Origin of the sequence: Actinomyces sp. (genome assembly GCF_030530635.1) — a bacterium.
In the GTDB taxonomy this organism is placed as follows: Bacteria; Actinomycetota; Actinomycetes; order Actinomycetales; family Actinomycetaceae; genus Actinomyces.
Genome location: NZ_JAUMUL010000001.1, coordinates 125344 through 145838, shown reverse-complemented (window position 1 = coordinate 145838; position 20495 = coordinate 125344). Strand labels below are relative to the sequence as shown.

The following is a 20495-nucleotide window of genomic DNA, read 5'->3' as shown; positions in this document are numbered from 1 at the left end:
CGCCCCGGTGTGACGCACACCCCTGACCGCCACCTAATTCCACTGTCATGGAATGCAACACTTTTGTAGCCGCATACGAAGCTCAGGGAGAACAAACCGCGCAATCACGCCAACCCTGCCGCAACGCCAAGACAGGCACGGGCCAAAGTGCTGCAATCCGTGTCACGGCGGCCCGGCGCCGCGGCTCGGCACGCCGTTACCGGGGCCGACCGAGCCGCGACCCGGTAACGGCTCAATCAGGCCGAGGCGCCCTCCTGCAATACACCGACACTGTCATCACCATCGGAAGTGGGCCCGTCCTCAGAGCCGCCACCCGGCCCGCCGGTGACACCACCGTCGGGCGTGGTCCGACCAGCACCGCCGGAGCCGCCACCCATCTGCCCGGAATCACTATCAGGCATCCGGTCTCCGCCCGGCATGCGTCCGTCGCCGCCTGGCATCCGCCCACCCGGGCCACCCTGCCGCGGGTCGAACTCTCCCTGTTCGACAACCCCCGGGGCCTCGTCGGAGGACAGCAACTCATTGACACCCCACCCGGCGCCGAAGGCTCCCAGCATCAGTACGGCAACCGCAACGGCGGCGACCCACGTACGCCTGCACCAAGGGCGCCCTCGCTTGTCCCGGGGCCGAGCGCCTGCTGCAGAGACGGGTGCGGACCCGAGTGGCATTGCCGCCGCGGGATCGGGGTCATCCGCAAGCGGGACCGCCTGACCGCCAACCTCCGACGACACGGACCCCTCCGACAGCCCCGCGTCGGCACCGGCCGGTGCCGAGGAGGCGGAGGTACTCCGGGAGCCGCTGGCATCATCAGCGGGAATTCGGGCGGTGACATCAAAGTCGTCGGACCTGGACTCGGTCATCTAGAACCTCTCAGTGCGTAGTACTCGGACCCGTCTAGCCGGGCCAGGCCTGAAACTACGAACCGCTGCTGAACCTGCCGCATACCGGCGCTGTGACGATGCTGTGTATTGCCCGCATCCGCCGACACCTCCCCTCAAGGACCGATGCCGATAGCAATTCACGGACCGACGCGCGCGACCACCTGCGCGGCCGCCTCGGCCGCTAGCTCTAGGGCGGCCTTCGGCCCCACGCCGCCCGCGAGCGCGGCCATGATGCCGGCAGTATGTGCGTCACCGGCGCCGTCGGTGTCAACCACCCGTACGGGCACGGCCTGCGCATGCACCGGTCCGGACCCGTCAGCGGGCAGCCAGGTCGCGCCTGCGGGCCCCCGCCGCAGCACGACATCACAACCGTGCCGCTGCGCCCATCCGGCCAGCCCCGTCTCCAAGCCCGTCCCCGGATCCTTTGGGCACTCGTAGCCGGGCTCCGCGCCCAGCAGCACCGCCGCCTCCCGGGTGTTGAGTGTCAGCAGGTCACAACGATCGCTGAGCGCCCGCCAGCCGGGCAGTTGCACCAGCTCGGCGCAGCGGGCGCCGGGGTCGATTACGAGCCTGGCATCGGGATGCAGCCGAGCGGACCACTCGGCTAGGTGTCCGCCGACAGCCACCAGCTGGAAGCCGGAAATGTATACGACCGCACCCGTCGGCGCCTCCAGACCGGCCAGTCGCTGGGCGGACCAGTCGGTCTCGCAGCCGCCGACGGTTAGAAAGGTACGCTCAGCGTCGGGAGTAACCAGGGTCAAACAGGTGCCGTTGTCCTGCTCGTGCTTGGGCAGCACACTGCGCACCCCGAGGGCATCCAACTTCTTCGTGACGCGAGTGGCGGCCGGTCCGGTACCGACGGCGAGGGCCGCCATCGGGGCGTGTCCCAGGCGCACCAGGTTGCGCAAGACGTTAAAGGCCGATCCACCCACCGTGGAGGCGATGTGACTCATCCAGGCATGTCCGCCGCGCGGCGGCACATCGACCACGGAGTACAGCTCCTCGGCCAGGGCGGCTCCGATCACCAGCAAAGCTCGCCCCTCCGACGCGCTGGAACCAGCCGCCACGGGGCGGACCGACTCGGGACCGGTCGACTCGGTACGAGGTGCGGTTGGGGTATTGGACACAGTGGGAGGCTACCCTGGGGTCATGACGGTCTACGGCTTCATTGGTGCGGGCAATATGGCGGGCGCGATCGTGCGTGGAACCATCGCAGCGGGCACGCCCACCACCGATGTGCTGCTGACCAGCGCTCATGATTCGGCCGCCCGCCTGGCCCGGGCCACCGGGGCGCGGCACATGACAGAGGCTGCCGAGCTCGTGGCGGTCAGCGATGTGGTGGTGCTCGCGGTCAAGCCGCATGTGGTGCCGACGGCACTTGCACCGTTGCTGGAAGCACTGGCCTCCAGCCGCCCGCTGGTGCTCTCCATCGCCGCGGGACTGACCACCGAGCAGCTGGCCGAAATGCTGCCCCCGGGCGCCCGCGTGGTGCGCGCCATGCCGAATATGGCGGCCGCCGTGCGCCAATCCATGACCGCCCTGGTGGCGGGCGCCGCAGCCACCGACACCGACCTGGAGACCGCCCGCGCCCTACTGGGAAGCGTGGGCCGCACCCTGGTGCTGGCCGAGCAGGACTTCTCCGCCTTCACCGCCCTGGCCGGCTCCTCCCCCGCCTTCGTGTTCCAGTTCATTGAGGCACTGGCACGCGGCGGCGTGGCGGCCGGAATCCCCAAGGCGCAGGCCGTCGAGATCGTCACCCAGGCGGTGCTTGGCTCGGCACTGACCGTCCAGGCCGAGGCGGAGCAGACCGCAAAGGCCCGCGCCGCGACTGCCGCGCGCAGCACTCCGACCGCTGGCGTCCGCGGTCGCACCCCCGCCGACCTCATCGACGCCGTCTCCTCCCCCGGCGGCACCACCGTGGCCGGACTCGTGGCCCTGGAGCGAGCCGGTTTCTCACCCGCCCTTCTCGCGGGAGTGGAGGCGACCATTGCCAGGGACCGGGAGCTGGGCGTTTAATCTCTCATCGGCTCACCGTGCACGCGCCCCACCGAGCGGCTAGTCTGTAGGTGTACTCGATTCCTGACCGTTACCTATACTCAGTCTTGACAACATCTGATCCGCAGTCCCGACCTTATCTGACGACTGCCCCGGTGAAGCCACTGAAAGGGGAACACCCATGGCAAACCAGGCGACCCTGATCACCTGGAAGCGTCCGCAGACCTTCTACGCCCGCTACGGCAAGCGTGCCCTGGACGTGACCGCCGCCCTTGCGGTCATGCCGCTGCTGGGCGCGCTGACCGTCGGCGTCGGCGCCGCCATCAAGCTTGATGACGGCGGTCCCGTCTTCTATCGCCAGGAGCGGTGGGGCCGTCACGGCCGCCCCTTCCGGATCTTCAAGTTCCGCTCCATGTCCGTGGGCGCCCCGGACATACGCAATGCCGACTCCTCCTCCGTGGCCTCCCGCTCCGACACCCGCGTCACCCGCGTGGGCCGCGTACTACGGGCCACCTCAATCGACGAGGTTCCCCAGTTCCTGAACGTCTTGAACGGCACCATGAGTCTGATCGGACCGCGCCCCAATCTCGCGACCAAGCCGCTGGAACGTATGGGGGATGACGAACGCCGGAGGCTGACGGTCAGACCGGGTATCACCGGCTACAACCAGGCCTTCTACCGTAACTCCACCACCCTACCCGAACGCTACGCGGCCGACTGCTACTACGTCGATCACCTCTCCCTCGGTCTGGACCTGCGCATCGTATTCAAGACCATCCAAACCGTGCTGACGGGCAAGTCCGTCTACTCCTCCTCCCGACAGGCACCCGCCGAGTCCTCTTCCTCGCAGCCTCCCGCCGCGCCCGCGTCCCACTAAGCGCCCCACACAGCCCCGTAATCTCAGCCACCATAGGAGAGTCGATTCCATGACCGTCCCTGAAGCCGCCTCCGCAACGATCCCGCACACCGACACCGGCCGCAGCACCACCGCCGATGAGTCCCGCCCGCCGGTGCTGATCCTGGGAGGCTCGCCCCTGCAGGTGCCCATGATCCGCGCGGCCCGTCGCCTGGGCATGCGCACCCTGGTGGTCGACGCCGACCCGAACGTGCCCGGTGCCGCCCTGGCGGACGAGTTCGCCACGGTGTCCACCACCGATGTCGAGGGCCTGCTGGCCCTGACCCGTGACCGTGAACTGGCTGGTGTGACTTCGGTGGGCACCGACCGACCGGTGCGGGCGATCGCCGCCGTGGCCCAGGCACACGGTCTGCCCGCGGTATCCCCCGAGACGGCCGCCGCCTGCACTGATAAGGCGCTCATGCTGGAGGCTGTCGCCCGCGCAGGTGTCCCCCACCCCCGCTTCGCCCTGGCCGCGGACCTGGAGGAGTTGCGGGCGGCGGTGGCCCGGGTGGGACTGCCCTGCATCGTCAAACCGCTGGACTCCTCCGGCTCGCGCGGAGTGATTCAGGTGAACACCGAGGCCGATCTGCCCCGGGCACTGGACTACGCCCTGGCCCCCTCTCAAGAGGCGGCCGTCATCGTGGAGGAGCTGCTGGTAGGGCGGGAGATCAGCTGCGAGGTGCTGTGCGTGGACGGCGTTTACCACATCCTGGCCACCACGGACAAGGACACCACCGGCAGCCCCCACTTCATCGAGACCGGGCACACCCAGCCCGCTGATCTGGACACCGATACTCTGGCCGCGGCCCACGCGTTGGTGGCCAGATGTCTGGCCGCGGTGGATATGCACTTCGGTCCCGCCCACGTGGAGATGATGCTCACCGAGAACGGTCCCGCACTCATTGAGTTCGGCTCCCGCATGGCCGGCGACTTCGTCTCCTCCCATGTGGTGCCGGGCTCTACCGGTATTGACTTCATCAGCCTGGTACTGAGGCAGGCCTGCGGGGAGCGCATTGAGGTTCCCCCCTCCTCGGGACAGGCCGCCGCCATCCGCTTCCTGACCGCCCCCCAGGGCGTGCTGCGCGCCTTCCACGGCTTGGACCGGGCCCGGTCCGTGCCCGGCGTCAACGCCGTCATCACTCTCGCCGAGCCCGGTGAGACGATCTCACGACTGCACTCCAGCACGGACCGTTTGGGCGTCGTGGTGGCCTCCGGGCCCGACCGTGCCACCGCGGTAACCGCCTGCGAGCGGGCTCGGGACCTGATCTCCATCGAGGTGGACCGCCCCGCCCCGACCGAGGCGAGTAGCCTGCCGGCCCAGGGCCGCCGGGTCCTGATCATTGGTGCCGGTCGCGGCCAGCTGGGACTCATCCGCGCCGTCAAGCGCCTGGGCGCCACCGCTGTGGTCGCCACCCTGACCGCGGGATCGCCGCCAGGTCTGCACGAGGCGGACGAGGTCATCGATGTGAATCTGCTCGACCCCGACGAGGTGGCCCGGCGGGCACGCCCAGTAGGCGTCGACGCCGTCGCCACCAGTTGCCTGGACACGGGCCTGGAGGCCCTGGGAGCGGTGGCAGATGAACTGGGGCTACGCGGCATTACCCGCGCCGCTGCCCGGCTGTGCATGGACAAGTCGGCCATGAAGCGCCGGCTTGCACAATGCGGTGTGCCCACCGCCCCGTTCCGCCGGCTGTCCTCCCCCGACCAACTCGACGAAGCCCTGGACGCCGTCGGCCTGCCCGCCATGGTCAAGGCGGCGGACCTGCAGGGCTCATCGGGCGTATTCAAGGTTTCCACACCCGATCAGGCCCGTGAGGCCCTCCACCGGGCCCACAACCTCAGCCGGCACGGCACGGTGATCATCGAGCGCTTCCTGGATGGGCACGAGTTCGGTGCACAGGCGCTGGTGCACGACGGCGAACTCCTGCACATCACCGTCCACGGCGACGACCTGGCCGACGGCGGGCTGCCGATACCCGTCGGCCACCACGTTCCGACCGACGACACCGCCCTGGAGACACAGGCACGCGAAGCCACCGCTGCCGCGGTACGGGCGCTGGGCCTGAACGACTGTGCCGTCAACATCGACCTGATGGCCTGCGACGGGGAGGTCTACGTGATCGAGTTGACCGCTCGAGCAGGGGCCAATGGGCTACCCGAACTGATGAGTGCCGTGCACGGCCTGGACTATTACGAGCTGGTGGCGCGTGAGGCCCTGGACCTGGATGTGGCGGATACCTGGGCGGTACGCGAGCCCTGGCGGGGTGCCGCCCTGGCGGTGATGCTCACCGACCCGGACGCCCACGGTGTTGTGGCCGATGTGGTGGTTCCCACCGACCTGCCCGACTGGGTGGTGGATCTGGCCCTGTTCCGCGGCCCGGGTGACCGCCTGGACGGCTTCACCTCCTCCAATGACTGCCTCGGGCAGGTGGTGGTGCGCGGGGCCGACCTGGACCAGTGCCGCACACGCGTGCAGCAGATCGCCGCTCAGGTCCGCTTCAACCTTGAGGAGTCATGATGAGGCGCCTTGTGATTCTGGCTAACGCCTTCCCCTACGGCAATTGGGAACCCTTCCTGGCCACCGAGTTGGAGTACCTGAAGGGCTTCGACCAGGTTGACATCATGTCTTTGTCGGTGCGAGACGACCAGCGCGCCAGCGTGCGTCCACTGCCCGATGGCATGAGGGCCCACCCGGTGCCCTTCCGCTCGCGCCTGTTCTACCTGCTGGGCTCTGTCCGGGTGCTAGGCGACCCCAACCTGTACCGGGAATTACTCTCCCTGGCCCGCGGGCGACGACTGAACCCATCACGATTGGTGACCCTGTTCATCTTCCTCAGCCGCGCCCATCACGAGGCGGCCCAGATCCGCCGCCTCCTGGACGAGGCCGGGGCCGCGCCGGACGACGAGGTAGTCTTCTACTCCTACCGCTTCGCCTATCAGCCCTACATGGCCGCCCGCCTGCGCCGCCGCTTCCGTCGCACCGCCTCCGTGGCCCGCGCCCACCGCGCCGACCTGTATGAGGAGTATTCCCCCCGCGGGTACCTGCCACTACGGGCACAGACGGTGGCGGACCTGGACCGCATCTACCTGGTGGCCGACCACGGGCTGCGCTACCTGCTCGACCGTCTCCCGCAGGCCGCCGGTCGGGCGGTGGTCGCCCGTCTGGGCACCACCGATTATGGTGTTCCCACCGCGGTGGCCCCACGTGCACGCGGACTGCGGATCGTCTCCTGCTCGACAATCGTGCCCGTCAAGCGCCTGGATATCCTCGTCGAGGCACTCGCCGACACATCCCTGCCCATCCAGTGGGACCATTTCGGGGAGGGGGAGTTGCGCGAACAGATCGAGGCGCAAGCGGCCCGCCGGTTGGGCGACAATGTCGAACTCACCTGGCGTGGCTTCGTGCGCAACACCGACCTGGTCGAGGAGTACGTCCACTCCCCGCGCCACCTGTTGGTAAACGTCTCCGCCTCCGAGGGAGTACCGGTGTCTATCATGGAGGCACTTTCCACGGGTATTCCGGTGATCGCCACCGATGTGGGCGGCACCGGCGAACTGGTGCGAACCGGCGTGAATGGAATCCTGCTGCCGGCCGATCCGACGCCGGAGCAGGTGCGCGCGGCCATTGAGGAGATCGCAGGCCTGGACGAGGACGCCTACGCCGGACTGCGCTCCGGCGCCCGGCGCACCTGGGAGGACCACTGCGATGCCCGCGCCCTGTACACCGAATTCGCCGCGGAGCTCGTGGGGCTGCTTGACTATCGGCAGCAGTCCCGGCCCGCAATGCGGGAAGGGCGGGCATGAACCCTGGGCGAGCGGATGCGGGGGCCGCGGCTGACGGGGTAGAGCGCAACCAGCCCGACGCCGGTCGCCCAGTTGTTCGGCGTCCCGGTCTGTGGCTGATCGGCGCTCTGTGCAACCTCGCGGTGGTGGCCCTGGCCCTGTCCACGCAGGCCTCGTTGCCCTGGACCCTGGTCCTGCTGCTGTGGCTCAATACGCTGTTGTTCGCCTTCGCCCGCATTGCCGAACGCGCCATCCTGGCGGCCTTCCTGATGTCCTTCTTCCTGCTGCTGCTCGGGCGGGAGATCACGGTCGACTTCTTCCGCTATGAGACCAACCAGGCACCGCCGGGCCAGACCGAGCACTTGCAACTGTGCTTGGTGCTGAGCCTGGTCGGCATCCTTGCCGGCGCGCTTGCCGTGAGCACGGTGCGGGCCCGCCGACTCCGCGCGCCGGTCTCCTCGCAGGACATGGAGAGCGACCAGAACCGCAACGGCACCCTCCTGGCCGACCCATCGATCGTGCGCAGCCTCTACTGGGTGACACTGGCCCTGTCCCTGGTGTCGGTGACACTGCGGGCCCGCTATGTGCTGGCAAACGGTTACCTGTCCTATTATACCGAGTTCTCCGACCTGGAGGACGCCTCCGGCTCCATGTACGGGCTGCGGCGCATTGAGATCATGCTGCCGCTGATGCTGACCATCTACCTGGGCCTGTTCCCTCCTCGCCGACAGGTAGTGGCGGCCGCCACCGGCTGGGGGGCTTATCTCGCCCTGAGCCTGTTGACCGGACAGCGCGGTACCTTCGTGGGCGGTGTGGTCGTCATCCTCGCCTATTGGATTGTGCGCTCCCGCCAGGAACCGCCAGGCGCCTGGCGTATCGGCCGGAGGGGACGAATCGTCGGCGCTGTGGCAGTGCCGCTGATCGCCGCCACGATGGCGGCGGTGGAGTCGGCGCGCGGTGTGGGGGCCGTAGCGTCCGACGCCGGCGGCCGCAATCCGATCCTGCAACTGTTGTACGGGCAGGGCGTGAGTTCAACAGTGATCCGCAACGCCTACACCTACGCCGACTTCATTCCCAAGGACTGGTACACGGGAGAGTTCCTGCACTCCGGGCTCCTGGCCCGGCTGCTGGGCTATCAGGTCTACCACGGCAACACGGTCGAACACGCATTGCACGGCGGCTCGTTCACGCACGCATTCGCCTACACGCTGCTAGGACCTCAGTATCTGACCGGGCGCGGCACCGGCTCCTCGTTCATCGCCGAGATGTTCTACGACTACGGCTACCTGGGCGTGTTGGCGGGCGGAGCCGTATACGGGGCCATATGCGTCTGGACATGTCATCTGGTCAAGGGGCAGCCGCTGCGCAACGGTCTGCGCCTGATGATCGTGTCCACCCTGCTGTGGGCTCCGCGCGGCAGCGCCACTGGTTTTTTGAGTATCTGGCTCACCCCGAGCGTGGTGGTGGGCCTGGCGGCCGTCACGGTGCTGTCTGTGATGGCCGCACTCCTGCGCGAGGCGGCGCAGATCAACCGACCGCAGCAAGAAAGCGCGGCCCTGCGGATCCTCAGGCATTCACCCACCTGATTCTAGTAGGCGTGCCGGCCCCGCCTACGGCGGGCGATTCCCGGCAGGGCTTCCCGGTGCGCGTATCCGTACAGAGCCAGGGTGGCGTACACCGCTACTAGCGCCAACGGCGGCCCTCCCGCGGCCACCGCCGCCAGGAACACAGCACACACCAGTAACTCGGTGAGAGTATCGACCAGGATCGGCACCCGCACCAACCGATTTATCAGCATCTCCGAGGCGATCGAGCGGGCCGCCGAGACCACGGCTATGAGGAACACCGCCGCCGTCGCCGAGCCCAACCGGTAAACCGTCCACCAGGTTCCGACCACCGCCAGGCCCAGGCAGGCCACATTGATCAGCGCCATCATCCGCTCCCGGCGCATGACCTTCAAGAACACCACCGACAGCCCTCGGCTCTTGGTCTCGTACACGCTCAAGGGGAACAGCAGCGCCAGGAAGAAGATCGCCTGCCCATAATTGGGCAGCCATGCCCGCAGAGCCCAAGCCAGCGGGAAATACAGGCCCAGCATCAGCACCAGCGGCGTAACGAACCGCGAGCGCAGGGCGGCGTAGGCGTCGGCGTAGTGGGCGCGGTCCAGGTTGCTCAACTGCGGGTACACCGAGATCGACACCGAGTTCACCAGCACCATGAACATGGTGGTGAACTGGAAGGCCAAGGACACCTGTGCGAACATCTCGATGCCCCAGCGGTTCTCCACCGCCCAGCGCACCACAAAGGTGATCAGGGCGGCCGCCAGATTGGACACCAGCACGAACATGCCCGCCCCGCAGTCGGCGAAGAACTCCTTAGCCGCCTGCCAGCTCAGGTCGGGGCGGGCCAGGAACACGCCGCGGGCGATGAGCACCGCGATCACCATGCCCAGTGCCTTACCCACCGCATCGAAGACGATGAAAACAATGACTTCACGCACACCCACCAGCAGGGCGCCGCCGACGCCGATGAAGGTCACCAGTCGTTCGGCAACCGTGCCCAGGGCGAAGGCGCGCGCCCGGCCAGCAATCTGTAGGACCACGGTCACCAGCGTGCGCGGCACATAGAACAGGGCACCGGCCCCCGCCAGCACCAGAATCAGCGCCCGCTGCTGCTCAGCGGCCGAGGCCCACACCCACGCCACCAGGCCGGCCCAGGCCACCAGCTCCATGACGAACAACCGGACCAGTCCGGCCGACAGGCGCGGGCCGGGCATGTCCTCCCAGCGCCGCCCGCCCAAGCGCAGGTAGACGCCGTCGGTGTAGCCGAAAGTCACATAACCGAAATACATGACGTACAGCTGATAGAGCTGCCACAGCCCGTAGTCGGCCACGGAGATGATGCGGGGCAGCACCAGCGTGAGCAAAGCCGCAGAGGCCATGTACAAGACGTTGCCGACCAGAACCCAGGGCAGGCCCCGGGTCAGGTTACGGCCGGTCGGGGAGGCGGTGGACACTGGAGATTCTCCTCACGTGTCATCGCTTCGGGCCGCAGACGGGTTCAGGGCGCTAGTCTGCGATGACTTGACCCATGCTGACCCCAAGACACCGCGCCCGTCAAACGGATTGTGTTTGACCCCCGCCGATTTTGCGTCTTAAATGTTAACCGCCCTCGTTCCACTCCCTGACGTCGGCACCATGGCGGCAAAGCTCTTGCCCCGTAGTACCGACGTTATCGTGGTCGCGAGGGTGCCGCCCTGAGTCTTGGGTCGGTCCCCAGCCGAGAGGTATGTGACCAATCATGCGACCGAATACTTCCACCCCTGAACGACAACCGCTGTTCTTACCCGTAATCGACACCGTGTTCTGGCTGCTCGCGGCCTTCGTGGCCTGTCGGCTGCACGGTGACGCCTTCGCCTCCCCCGGCGCGCTGACCGTATTGACCTGCGCCGCCGTCGCCGGGGTTGTCAGCCTGTGCCTGGGATACCTGTGGCTGCTGACCTACCGACGGCGCTACCCGGCCGGCTCCTTCGAGGAGGCCACCGCCGTCGCCTCCCAGTTCGGGGTCTCCGCCCTGGTCATGCTGGTGGTGGCCGCCGGATGGGCCGCCGCTACCGACACCCCCCTGCGTGCCCTCACCCTGGTGGCCGCCTTCGCGCTGGCGCTGCTGGCGGCGCTGACCGTGCGCTTCGCGGCGCGACTGGTCAGCACCTACCAGACCTCGCAGTACTACCAGCGCGTGGCTCGCGACCAGGATCCGATCATCGTCGTCGGTGCCGGCAGGGTCGGTGAGCAGATCATCCACCTGACCAAGTTCGACGCCGTCTCCCCCTTCACCCCGGTGGGGCTGGTGGACGACGACCCCGCCAAGCGGAACCTGCAGATCCTGGGGGTGCCCGTGCGCGGCACCGTGGACGACCTCATCGATGTGTGCGCAGAGGCCTCCGCGTCCACGGTGGTGATCGCCGTCGCCGACTTCCCCGCCGACCGCCTGAAGCAGGTGACCACCTCCTGCGCCGAGCACGGCATTCGGGTGATGACGATCGTGCCGGTGCGCCAACTGGCCCACCGCGCCCTGCAGATCTCCGACATCCGGGAGATCGACCTGGCCGAGGTGCTGGGTCGCCGCGAGATCCACACCGACGTCTCTCAGATCGCCGGCTATCTGTCCGGCCACACCGTGCTGGTCACCGGCGCCGGTGGATCGATCGGCTCCGAGCTCGCCCGTCAGATTCACCGCTTCGGTCCCAAGGAACTGGTACTGCTGGATCGCGACGAATCGGCCCTGCACTCCGTGCAACTGGACATCTACGGCAAGGGGCTGCTCGACACCCGCGACATGGTGCTGTGCGACATCCGTGACCGGGAGGCCCTGGAAGCGGTATTCGTCGAGCACCGCCCCCAGGTGGTCTTCCACGCCGCTGCGCTCAAGCACCTGCCGATGCTGGAGATGTATCCGGAGGAGGGTTGGAAGACCAATGCATTGGGATCGCGCAATGTGATCGAGCTGGCGCTGAAGTACGACGTGCAGACCCTGGTGAACATCTCCACGGACAAGGCCGCCGACCCCACGTCGGTGCTGGGACGTACCAAGCTCGCCGCCGAGCGCATGACGACTGCCACCGCCCTGGGCTGCGGCAGACGCTTCGTGTCGGTGCGCTTCGGGAACGTGCTGGGTTCGCGCGGCTCCATGTTGTGGACCTTCAAACGGCAGATCGAGGAGGGCGGCCCGGTAACCGTCACCCACCCTGATGTGGAGCGCTTCTTCATGACGATCCCGGAGGCCTGTGAGCTCGTGCTCCAGGCGGGCTCCTTCGGCCGCCCGGGGGACACGATGGTGCTGGACATGGGTGAACCGGTCAAGATCGTCGAGGTCGCCCGCCGACTGATCGCACAGTCCGGCAAGGACATCCCCATCGAGTTCACCGGGCTGCGCCCCGGCGAGAAGCTGTCTGAGGAGCTGGTCGGACACGCCGAGCGCGGCGAGCGCCCCTTCCACCCGCTGGTCAGCCACGTGCGTGTGCGGCAGAAGCCGACACATGCGGTTGAGGAACTGCACGCCTGGGCCGTGGGCGAGGACCCGCTGGCCGACACTCCGCAGACCACGCCCGACGGCGACGCCCGCGAGGTGGTTGCCGACAACGCCCTACAAGTACCCGACACGGCAGTCGCCCCCGCCGTACGCGTGCCCGACGCCGGCGGGGCCGTGGCCGACTCCGCGGAGGCACTGCAATGATCCCCTTCTCCCCGCCCACCCTGACCGAGGAGGACATCGACGCGGTGGTGGAGGTGCTGCGCTCCGGCTGGATCACCTCCGGACCGGTCGGTCGCCGCTTCGAGGAGCAACTGGCCCAGTGGGCAGGCACCTCCAGCGTGGTGGCGCTCGGCTCGGCCACCGCCGCTCTGGAGTTGGCCCTGCGCGCGGCCGGTGCCGGACCAGGCGACGAGGTGATCGTGCCCGCCTACACCTACACGGCGTCGGCATCCGTGATCGAACACGTAGGCGCGAGGATCGTCATGGTCGACTCCGAGCCGGGCTCCCCCTTCCCCGGTGTCGAACGCATCGCCGCCGCGGTCAGCGATCGAACACGTGCGGTGATCACGGTCGATCTGGCGGGGATCCCCTTCGACTCCCGGCCACTGGAGGGCATGCTAGCCGGCCGGGGTCGAATCGACACGGGCCTGGGTGCGGCCCTGGGCCGCCCGGTGCTCATCTCCGACTCCGCGCACTCGCTGGGCGCCTCCCTTCACGGGCGCCCCAGCGGGTCCCTGGCGGACCTGACTGCCTTCTCCTTCCACGCCGTGAAGAACCTGACGACGGCGGAGGGCGGAGCGCTGACTTGGCGTGCCGACCTGCCCGTCGACCAGGAGGAACTCACGCACTGGGTGCGCACCTATTCGCTGCATGGGCAGACCAAAGACGCCCTGGCCAAGTCCCGGGGCGCCTCCTGGGAGTACGACGTGATCGCCCCCGCCTACAAGTGCAATCTGCCCGACACGCTGGCGGCACTAGGCCTGTCCCAGCTGGGACGCTATGCCGATACCATGGCTCGGCGTCACGAACTGCTCAACAGTTACGCACGGGGCCTGGCCGGCACGGGCGTGGAGCTGCTGGATCACGGCGGCGAAGGCGTGGCCTCAGCCAGGCATCTGGCGATCACGACACTGCCGGTGGCCGAGGTCACCGAACGAAACCGGATCATCCGGGACCTGTACGAGGCGGGGGTGTCTGCCAACGTGCATTACAAGCCGCTGCCGTTGCTGACCGCATACCGTGATCTCGGCTTCGACATCGCCGATTTCCCCAATGCCCACGCCTTCTACGCCCGTGAACTGACTCTGCCCCTGCACCTGGCGCTGAGCGACGCGGACGTTGCGCAGGTGTGCGCCGCCCTCGCCTCCGCACTGCGGCCGACATCGGCGCAGGGGCCGTTCTAGGCCGTCTGCTGCCCACCCCCAGCCGACCCACCGACCGACACGAAGGATCTGAAAGCAATGCAGGAACTAATGACCCTGGTGCGTCGAGGCTTGGCCTGGATCATCGCTCTGGGAGTCCTCGGAGGCGTCGGGGGCGGGGTACTGGCCACCACCACCGCCCCCACCTACACGGCGCGTTCGATGGCCTACGTGCAGGTCGCAGTGGATCCGGAGGAGGGTGCCGCCGGCTACTCCTACGCCGCGACCGTCGCCAGCTCCGCAACCGACGGCTTCCTGCCTGTCATAACCTCCCCAGCGGTGGCACAGGAGGTGATCGACGAGCTGGGTCTGTCGCAGTCCCCCACCGAGGTCGCCGCCTGGATCACGGCCACCAGGGTGACCAACTCGCCGGCCATCGAGGTCCAGGTGTCCGCGCCCTCCCGCGAGGACGCGATCGCGGTGGCCGACGCCGTGATCGCACACGCGTCGGACGACCTGGGGGCAATGGCCGGTGGCGACTACCCGATCAGTCTGAATCTGCTCAGTTCGGCGCAGGTGGGTGCCGTCACCCAGACGCCGTCGACGGCGCGTTACGCGGCCTCCGGCGCCGTCGTAGGCGTGATGGTCGGGCTGGTGGTGGCCTTCGGCCTCGCCACCTCCCGACCCCACGACCCGCGGCGCGCGGAGGCACCCACCCGACATGCGGCCGCCAGATCCAAATCTGGTAGTGCGAAATCCGCCGCTGCTGACTGACCGGTCAAGACTCCACGCCGACTGCGGTGCCGCAGACCGAGGAGTCGTCCAGACCGTCGCCCCGAGTGCCGTGCTCGGCCAGAGCCAACCATGCGGCGGCGAGCAGTGAGGCATCTACCGGTGACAGTACCCGCAGTTGAGTTCTCAACTCGCACAGCCGTTCAGTGGCCAGAGTCTCGGGGGCGGAGGTGCACAGCACCGTCTGTTCTCCCAGGCTCACCGCTGCCTCCAGATCCGCCTCCAGGGCCTTCGGCTCGCGTCCGCCGTCATCCAGTACCAGCACCGTATCGGCCCATTGGCCGTCGTCCTCGGCAGGACTCATGCGGATTCGCACATCCACGCCGAGACGACGCAGCAGGCCTGCGGCCTCCATCACAACTCCCTGGCCCCGGCGCGTGGCCAGTTCACCCCCGGGCCACAACACGTTGAAGGTGTTCCGGCTGCGCACCCGCGCGGTCATGTCCAGCTTCAGCTCATAGCGGGCCTCCGTGCCGGGTGCGGGCGCCGGAGTCGCTTGCTCATCCCCGGCCTCAATGACCGGGCTCGATATGTTGTAGGGACCCATCAGTCCTTTCCCATTTTCCATTCGGATCGACCGTTGTCTTGTTGTCAATTGATATCGCCGGTCGGAGGGCCGTCCGGCTCAGCGGGATGATGCTGCCACCCCCTGCATCGCCTACATGCGCTCCAGCGGCGTCTGACGCCGTGCTGAGTCGGTGTTGACGCGTTGCCGCAATGGAGGAGGGCCACCCGGTTGTCCACCTCACATCCGAGATGATGCCACGGATCGGGGGCAGCGGTCCGGGGCGTGGAAGAATCGGGACCATGTCTGAGTCCGCCGCCCAGTCCGCTGCGCCTACTCCCCTTCCGGCCCAGGTGCGTTTTCTGCCCTCCCAGCTCCACTCCCCCCGCGTGCCCGAGAAGGTGAGCACAGACGGCTTGGAGGAGGCCTGGAAGGAGCGCTGGGAGAGGCACGGCATCTACACCTTCGACCGCAGCGCCGAGCGTCAGGAGGTCTTCTCCATCGACACACCGCCCCCGACCGTCTCCGGCTCCCTGCACGTGGGCCACGTGTTCTCCTACACGCACACCGATACCCTCGCCCGTTTCCAGCGCATGCGCGGCAAGGCTGTCTTCTACCCCATGGGCTGGGACGACAACGGCCTGCCCACCGAGCGGCGGGTGCAGAACTACTTCGGGGTTCGCTGCGACCCCTCCCTGCCCTATGACCCGGACTTCATTCCCCCCCACACCGGCGGTGAGGGCAAGTCCATTAAGGCCCGCGACCAGGTGCCGATCTCGCGGCGCAACTTCGTGGAGCTGTGCGAGCGCCTGACCGCCCTGGACGAGGCCCAGTTCGAGGCCCTGTGGCGCCACCTGGGGCTGAGCGTGGACTGGAAGCAGAACTACCAGACCATCGGGAAGCGCGCCCGCAAGATCGCCCAGACCGCATTCCTGCGCAACCTGGCGCGCGGAGAGGCCTACCAGGCGCAGGCCCCCGGCCTGTGGGACGTCACCTTCGGCACTGCTGTGGCCCAGGCGGAGATCGAGTCGCGCGAGTATCCGGGCTTCTACCACCGCCTGGCCTTCCACGTCGTCGACCCCCAGGCCGCTGCCACCGCCGCCGCCGCGGGCGCCCCTATCGAGACCGGCCCAGGCGGCACCGCCGACGTGTGCATCGAGACCACCCGGCCGGAGCTGCTGGCCGCCTGCGTGGCGCTGGTCGCCCATCCCGACGACGAGCGCTACCAGCCCCTGTTCGGCACCACCGTGGCATCCCCCGTCTTCGGGGTGGAGGTACCGGTTCTGCCGCACCCCGAGGCGGAGATGGACAAGGGCGCCGGCATCGCCATGTGCTGCACCTTCGGCGACACCACCGACATCGACTGGTGGCGGGACCTGAACCTGCCGCTACGCGCGATCCTGCGCAAGGACGGGCGCATCGAGACCGAGACGCCGGAGTGGATCACCACCGAGGCGGGCCGGCGGGCCTACGCGGACATGGCGGGCAAGACCACCTACTCGGCCCGCCAGGTCATGGTGGAGGCGTTGTCGGCCTCCGGCGAGATGCGCGGGGAGCCCACCAAGACGGTGCGACAGACGAACTTCTTCGAGAAGGGCGATAAGCCGCTGGAGATCGTCACCTCCCGCCAGTGGTACATCCGCAACGGCGGCAAGGCCTGGACCAACCCGGCCTCCGGGGAGGACCTGGCCGACGAGCTGCTCGAGCGCGGCAAGGAGCTGAACTTCTATCCCGACTTCATGCGGGTGCGCTACGAGAACTGGGTGGGGGGCCTGAACAACGACTGGCTGATCTCCCGGCAGCGCTTCTTCGGCGTCCCCTTCCCGCTGTGGTACCGGGTGGGCGAGGACGGCGAAGTGGACTACGACGCCGTCATCACCCCCGAGGAGTCCGCCCTGCCGGTGGATCCCTCCAGCGACGTGCCCGCCGGCTACACCGAGGACCAGCGCGGCAAGCCGGGCGGATTCGTCGGCGAGTTGGACATCATGGACACCTGGGCCACCTCCTCACTGTCCGCCCAGCTGGCATCCGGTTGGCTCACGGACGAGGACCTGTTCGGCCGCGTCTACCCCATGGACCTGCGCCCCCAGGGGCAGGACATCATCCGCACCTGGCTGTTCACCTCCGTGGTGCGCGCAAACCTGGAATTCGGCGCCCTGCCGTGGACGAACGCGGGGCTGTCGGGGTGGATCCTGGACTCCGACCACAAGAAGATGTCCAAGTCCAAGGGCAATGTGGTCACCCCCATGGGCCTGTTGGAGAAGTACGGCTCCGACGCCGTGCGCTACTGGGCGGCCTCCGCCCGCCTGGGCCTGGACGCCGCCTTCGAGGAGACCCAGATCAAGATCGGTCGCCGTCTGGCCATCAAACTGCTCAACGCATCCAAGTTCGCGCTGTCGATGGGGATCCCATGGGGCGCCGACGCGGCCGCGAAGGCGGCGGCTCCGGCCCCGAGCCTGGACGCCGCGCAGGTCACCGAGCCGATCGACCGGGCCGTGCTGGCGGCTCTGGCGGATGTGGTCGACGCGGCCACCACCGCCTTCGAGGGCTTTGAGCACTCCCGCGCGCTGGAGGCGACCGAGTCGCTGTTCTGGACCTTCTGCGACGATTACATTGAACTGGTCAAGGACCGCGCCAACAACTTCGACGCCACCCACGACCCGGCCGCCGTGCGCAGTGCGCGCACCGCGCTGGCCATCGCCGTAGACACCTTCGTGCGCCTGTTCGCACCCTTCCTGCCCTTCGCCACCGAGGAGGTGTGGAGCTGGTACCGCACCGGCTCCGTGCACCGGGCGCCCTGGCCCGTCGCCGCGCCGCTGCGTGAGGCGGCCGGTGACGCCGAGGTGGCGCTCATCGCCCACGCCGGCGCCGCCCTGGCGGCACTGCGCAAGGTCAAGTCCGAGGCCAAGACCAGTCAGAAGACCCCGATCCTGGGGGCGACGCTGGCGGCGTCGGAGGCGGCCTCACCCGCCATTGAACTGGTGCGCGCCGACCTGGTCGAGGCGGCCAAGGTCACCGGGGAGCTCGCGCTCGTCCCGGTGGCAGGCGGCGCCGACGGTCCGGCGGTGCAGGTGACCGCCTTCGAACTGGGCGAGCCTCCGGTCAAGCCCGCCAAGCGCGGCTGAACCACACGCCCCGTCTAGCGGGCTCGCTCAGGTGCCTTTCTCGTCGCGCCGCGTTAGCCCCAGGAAGAAGAGCATTATGACCGCCTTCCCCGCGCCGCCACCGGCCACTCCGTCCGGTCCGGCGAACTCGGCCGGCTCTCACCCGACCGCCGGCGCCCTCGAATGGCAGGCCCCCACCCTCATACGTATTGACGAACACACCACCATCCCCTCGCTGCTGCGGGATCGGGTGCGCCGCAGCGCCGGCCGTCCCCTGATCGCCCGCAAGCAGGAGATCGGGCAGGCCTGGCAGACCATTACTGCCCAGGAGTTCTACGACGAGGTCTGCTCGGTGGCCGCCGGCCTGATCGGCATGGGACTCGCGGCCGGGGACCGGGTGGCCATCATGTCGCGTACCCGGTATGAGTGGACCCTGCTGGACTTCGCCTGTTGGATGGCGGCGCTGGTACCAGTCCCCATCTATGAGACCAGTTCGGCTGAGCAGATCGCCTACGTGCTCGAAGACGCCGACGCACGCCTGGTGGTGACCGAGTCCATCACCACCGCGGAGCTGGTGCGCGCCGCGGCCGGAACCCTGGACCGGGACGAGCCGCAGGTGCTCTCCCTGGACACCGGCGCGCTGCACAGCATCACCGAGGCCGGCCGGGGCGTGCCGCACGATCAGGTGACCGCACGCGCCGACCGTCTGACGATCACCTCCATCTCCACCATCGTCTACACCTCCGGCACCACCGGCTCCCCCAAAGGCACCGTACTGTCCCACGGGAACTTCACCGACCTATGCTCCAACGCGCACCTGTGGATGCCGGAGATAGCCATGGGCCGGGACTCGCGCCTGCTGCTGTTCCTGCCGTTGGCGCACGTCTTCGCCCGCTTCCTGGAGGTCTTCCAGATCTCCGGAGAGGGCCTCATGGGGCACGTGCCGGACACCAAGAATCTGCTGTCGGATCTGACCTCATTCCGCCCCTCCTACCTGCTGGTGGTACCCAGGGTGCTGGAGAAGATCTACAACTCCGCCGATGCCCGGGCGACAGGTGGCAGCGCCCGGCGGATCTTCCGCTGGGCTGCGAAGGTCGCCGTGGACTATTCCCGCGCCTCCGACACTCCGACCGGGCCGTCCCGCGCTCTGCGTGCCCAGCGGGTCGTGGCCGATCGGCTCGTGTACCAGCGCATCCGCACCCTGGTGGGCGACAACGCCGACTGGATTATCTCCGGAGGCGCACCGCTGTCCCCACGGCTGGCCCACTTCTACCGGGGCCTGGGTATCCCCGTGTTGGAGGGGTACGGGCTGACCGAAACGGTCGGCCCGATCGCGGTGAACACGCCGCGGCTGTCGAAGATCGGCACCGTCGGCCCGCCGCTGCCGCCGATGGCGGTGCGCATCTCGCAGGCCGGGGAGATCCTGCTGCGGGGACCGTCCGTGTTCCAGGGTTACCACAACGATCCGGCCGCAACCGCGGCCGCCTTCACCGACGACGGCTGGTTCCGCACCGGGGATCTGGGCTCATTGGACCGGGACGGCTACCTGACCATCACCGGCCGCGCCAAGGATGTGATCGTCACCGCCGGCGGCAAGAACGTCTCCCCGGCACCGCTGGAGGACGCCTTGCGGGGCCACCCGCTGATCAGCCAGGTGGTGGTCGTAGGCGAGCGGCGCCCCTTCGTGTCCGCACTGATCACACTCGACGCCGAGATGCTGCCGTCGTGGCTGCGCATCCACGGCCTGGAACCTATGTCCGCCTCCGAGGCGGCCTCCCACCCCCAGGTGCTGGCGGCACTGAACCGGGCCGTGGAACGTGCCAACGGGCATGTCTCCCGGGCCGAGTCGATCCGGAAGATCCGGGTGCTGACCACCGATTTCACGGAGGCCAACGGTTTGCTCACGCCGTCTTTAAAGGTACGGCGCGGTGCGGCATTGGAGCGCTTCGCAGCCGATATCGATGACCTGTACGGCGGTCCTGCCGGCGCCCAGACCGCGTGAGTCCCCTGGCCACGCTCCGCCCGGTTTCCCACAGTCCGCGCGGCTTGGGCCCTGAACTCCCGCCCGCCGCTTAGAGGAAACCTCCAAGAGCCGGCTCCGGATTCGTGGTTCCAATCCGCACATTGCCGGCGCCCTACCTG

At 68.3% G+C, this 20495-nt stretch carries 13 protein-coding genes; 10 read left to right on the top strand and 3 right to left on the bottom strand.

Annotation, left to right across the window (positions count from 1 at the left end):
• Positions 1-1018: 1018 nt before the first annotated feature.
• Positions 1019-2008 (bottom strand): PfkB family carbohydrate kinase, encoded by a 990-nt coding sequence (locus Q4A20_RS00650; RefSeq protein ID WP_303118952.1) that lies wholly within the window; start codon positions 2006-2008, stop codon positions 1019-1021.
• Between the two features lie 22 nt (positions 2009-2030).
• On the opposite strand from Q4A20_RS00650, the gene proC reads away from it, so the two are divergent.
• The 5 genes from proC to Q4A20_RS00625 all read left to right on the top strand — a co-directional run bounded on the left by proC (position 2031) and on the right by Q4A20_RS00625 (position 9143).
• On the top strand, positions 2031-2897 hold the full coding sequence (gene proC / locus Q4A20_RS00645) for a pyrroline-5-carboxylate reductase (protein ID WP_303118949.1): 867 nt from the start codon (positions 2031-2033) through the stop codon (positions 2895-2897).
• Positions 2898-3057: 160 nt separating this feature from the next.
• The gene (locus Q4A20_RS00640; RefSeq protein WP_303118946.1) at positions 3058-3753 is read left to right on the top strand and encodes a sugar transferase; all 696 of its coding nucleotides are present in this window, start codon (positions 3058-3060) and stop codon (positions 3751-3753) included.
• 49 nt (positions 3754-3802) lie between these two features.
• Positions 3803-6292, top strand: coding sequence for an ATP-grasp domain-containing protein (locus Q4A20_RS00635; protein ID WP_303118943.1), 2490 nt, complete (start codon positions 3803-3805; stop codon positions 6290-6292).
• Entirely contained in the window at positions 6289-7578 is a 1290-nt protein-coding gene (locus Q4A20_RS00630) for a glycosyltransferase (RefSeq protein ID WP_303118941.1), read from the top strand. Before Q4A20_RS00635 ends, Q4A20_RS00630 begins: the two co-directional genes overlap by 4 nt.
• The gene (locus Q4A20_RS00625; protein WP_303118938.1) at positions 7575-9143 is read left to right on the top strand and encodes an O-antigen polysaccharide polymerase Wzy family protein; all 1569 of its coding nucleotides are present in this window, start codon (positions 7575-7577) and stop codon (positions 9141-9143) included. Before Q4A20_RS00630 ends, Q4A20_RS00625 begins: the two co-directional genes overlap by 4 nt.
• Positions 9144-9145: 2 nt before the next feature.
• Here the strand turns inward: Q4A20_RS00625 and Q4A20_RS00620 are convergent, their stop codons facing one another.
• The gene (locus Q4A20_RS00620) at positions 9146-10573 is read right to left on the bottom strand and encodes a lipopolysaccharide biosynthesis protein (protein ID WP_303118935.1); all 1428 of its coding nucleotides are present in this window, start codon (positions 10571-10573) and stop codon (positions 9146-9148) included.
• Positions 10574-10857: 284 nt separating this feature from the next.
• Here Q4A20_RS00620 and Q4A20_RS00615 point away from each other — a divergent pair, with 284 nt between their 5' ends.
• Genes Q4A20_RS00615 through Q4A20_RS00605 form a run of 3 tightly spaced genes read left to right on the top strand, consistent with a single transcriptional unit; the run spans position 10858 to position 14726 of the window.
• Positions 10858-12792: a nucleoside-diphosphate sugar epimerase/dehydratase gene (locus tag Q4A20_RS00615; protein WP_303118933.1), complete on the top strand. Its 1935-nt coding sequence runs from the start codon at positions 10858-10860 to the stop codon at positions 12790-12792.
• Positions 12789-13994, top strand: coding sequence for a DegT/DnrJ/EryC1/StrS aminotransferase family protein (locus Q4A20_RS00610; protein ID WP_303118930.1), 1206 nt, complete (start codon positions 12789-12791; stop codon positions 13992-13994). Before Q4A20_RS00615 ends, Q4A20_RS00610 begins: the two co-directional genes overlap by 4 nt.
• A gap of 57 nt (positions 13995-14051) precedes the next feature.
• Complete coding sequence (locus Q4A20_RS00605; protein ID WP_303118927.1) at positions 14052-14726, top strand: hypothetical protein; 675 nt, start codon at positions 14052-14054, stop codon at positions 14724-14726.
• A 4-nt stretch (positions 14727-14730) separates the two neighbouring features.
• On the opposite strand, the gene Q4A20_RS00600 is transcribed toward Q4A20_RS00605, so the two are convergent.
• On the bottom strand, positions 14731-15291 hold the full coding sequence (locus Q4A20_RS00600) for a hypothetical protein (RefSeq protein WP_303118924.1): 561 nt from the start codon (positions 15289-15291) through the stop codon (positions 14731-14733).
• A 260-nt stretch (positions 15292-15551) separates the two neighbouring features.
• Between Q4A20_RS00600 and valS the strand changes: the two genes are divergently transcribed.
• Both valS and Q4A20_RS00590 read left to right on the top strand, forming a co-directional pair.
• On the top strand, positions 15552-18374 hold the full coding sequence (valS, locus tag Q4A20_RS00595; RefSeq protein ID WP_303118921.1) for a valine--tRNA ligase: 2823 nt from the start codon (positions 15552-15554) through the stop codon (positions 18372-18374).
• Between the two features lie 76 nt (positions 18375-18450).
• Positions 18451-20355: a long-chain fatty acid--CoA ligase gene (locus tag Q4A20_RS00590; protein WP_303118918.1), complete on the top strand. Its 1905-nt coding sequence runs from the start codon at positions 18451-18453 to the stop codon at positions 20353-20355.
• Positions 20356-20495 lie beyond the last annotated feature (140 nt).

What these genes read in the sequence shown, in the direction of transcription:
- Q4A20_RS00630 (WP_303118941.1), top strand. Translation starts at nt 6,289, where the DNA reads ATGATGAGGCGCCTTGTGATTCTGGCTAACGCCTTCCCCTACGGCAAT.
- Q4A20_RS00610 (WP_303118930.1), top strand. Translation starts at nt 12,789, where the DNA reads ATGATCCCCTTCTCCCCGCCCACCCTGACCGAGGAGGACATCGACGCG.
- Q4A20_RS00615 (WP_303118933.1), top strand. Translation starts at nt 10,858, where the DNA reads ATGCGACCGAATACTTCCACCCCTGAACGACAACCGCTGTTCTTACCC.
- Q4A20_RS00590 (WP_303118918.1), top strand. Translation starts at nt 18,451, where the DNA reads ATGACCGCCTTCCCCGCGCCGCCACCGGCCACTCCGTCCGGTCCGGCG.
- Q4A20_RS00635 (WP_303118943.1), top strand. Translation starts at nt 3,803, where the DNA reads ATGACCGTCCCTGAAGCCGCCTCCGCAACGATCCCGCACACCGACACC.
- Q4A20_RS00605 (WP_303118927.1), top strand. Translation starts at nt 14,052, where the DNA reads ATGCAGGAACTAATGACCCTGGTGCGTCGAGGCTTGGCCTGGATCATC.
- proC (WP_303118949.1), top strand. Translation starts at nt 2,031, where the DNA reads ATGACGGTCTACGGCTTCATTGGTGCGGGCAATATGGCGGGCGCGATC.
- Q4A20_RS00600 (WP_303118924.1), bottom strand. Translation starts at nt 15,291, where the DNA reads ATGGGTCCCTACAACATATCGAGCCCGGTCATTGAGGCCGGGGATGAG.
- Q4A20_RS00625 (WP_303118938.1), top strand. Translation starts at nt 7,575, where the DNA reads ATGAACCCTGGGCGAGCGGATGCGGGGGCCGCGGCTGACGGGGTAGAG.
- Q4A20_RS00640 (WP_303118946.1), top strand. Translation starts at nt 3,058, where the DNA reads ATGGCAAACCAGGCGACCCTGATCACCTGGAAGCGTCCGCAGACCTTC.
- valS (WP_303118921.1), top strand. Translation starts at nt 15,552, where the DNA reads ATGTCTGAGTCCGCCGCCCAGTCCGCTGCGCCTACTCCCCTTCCGGCC.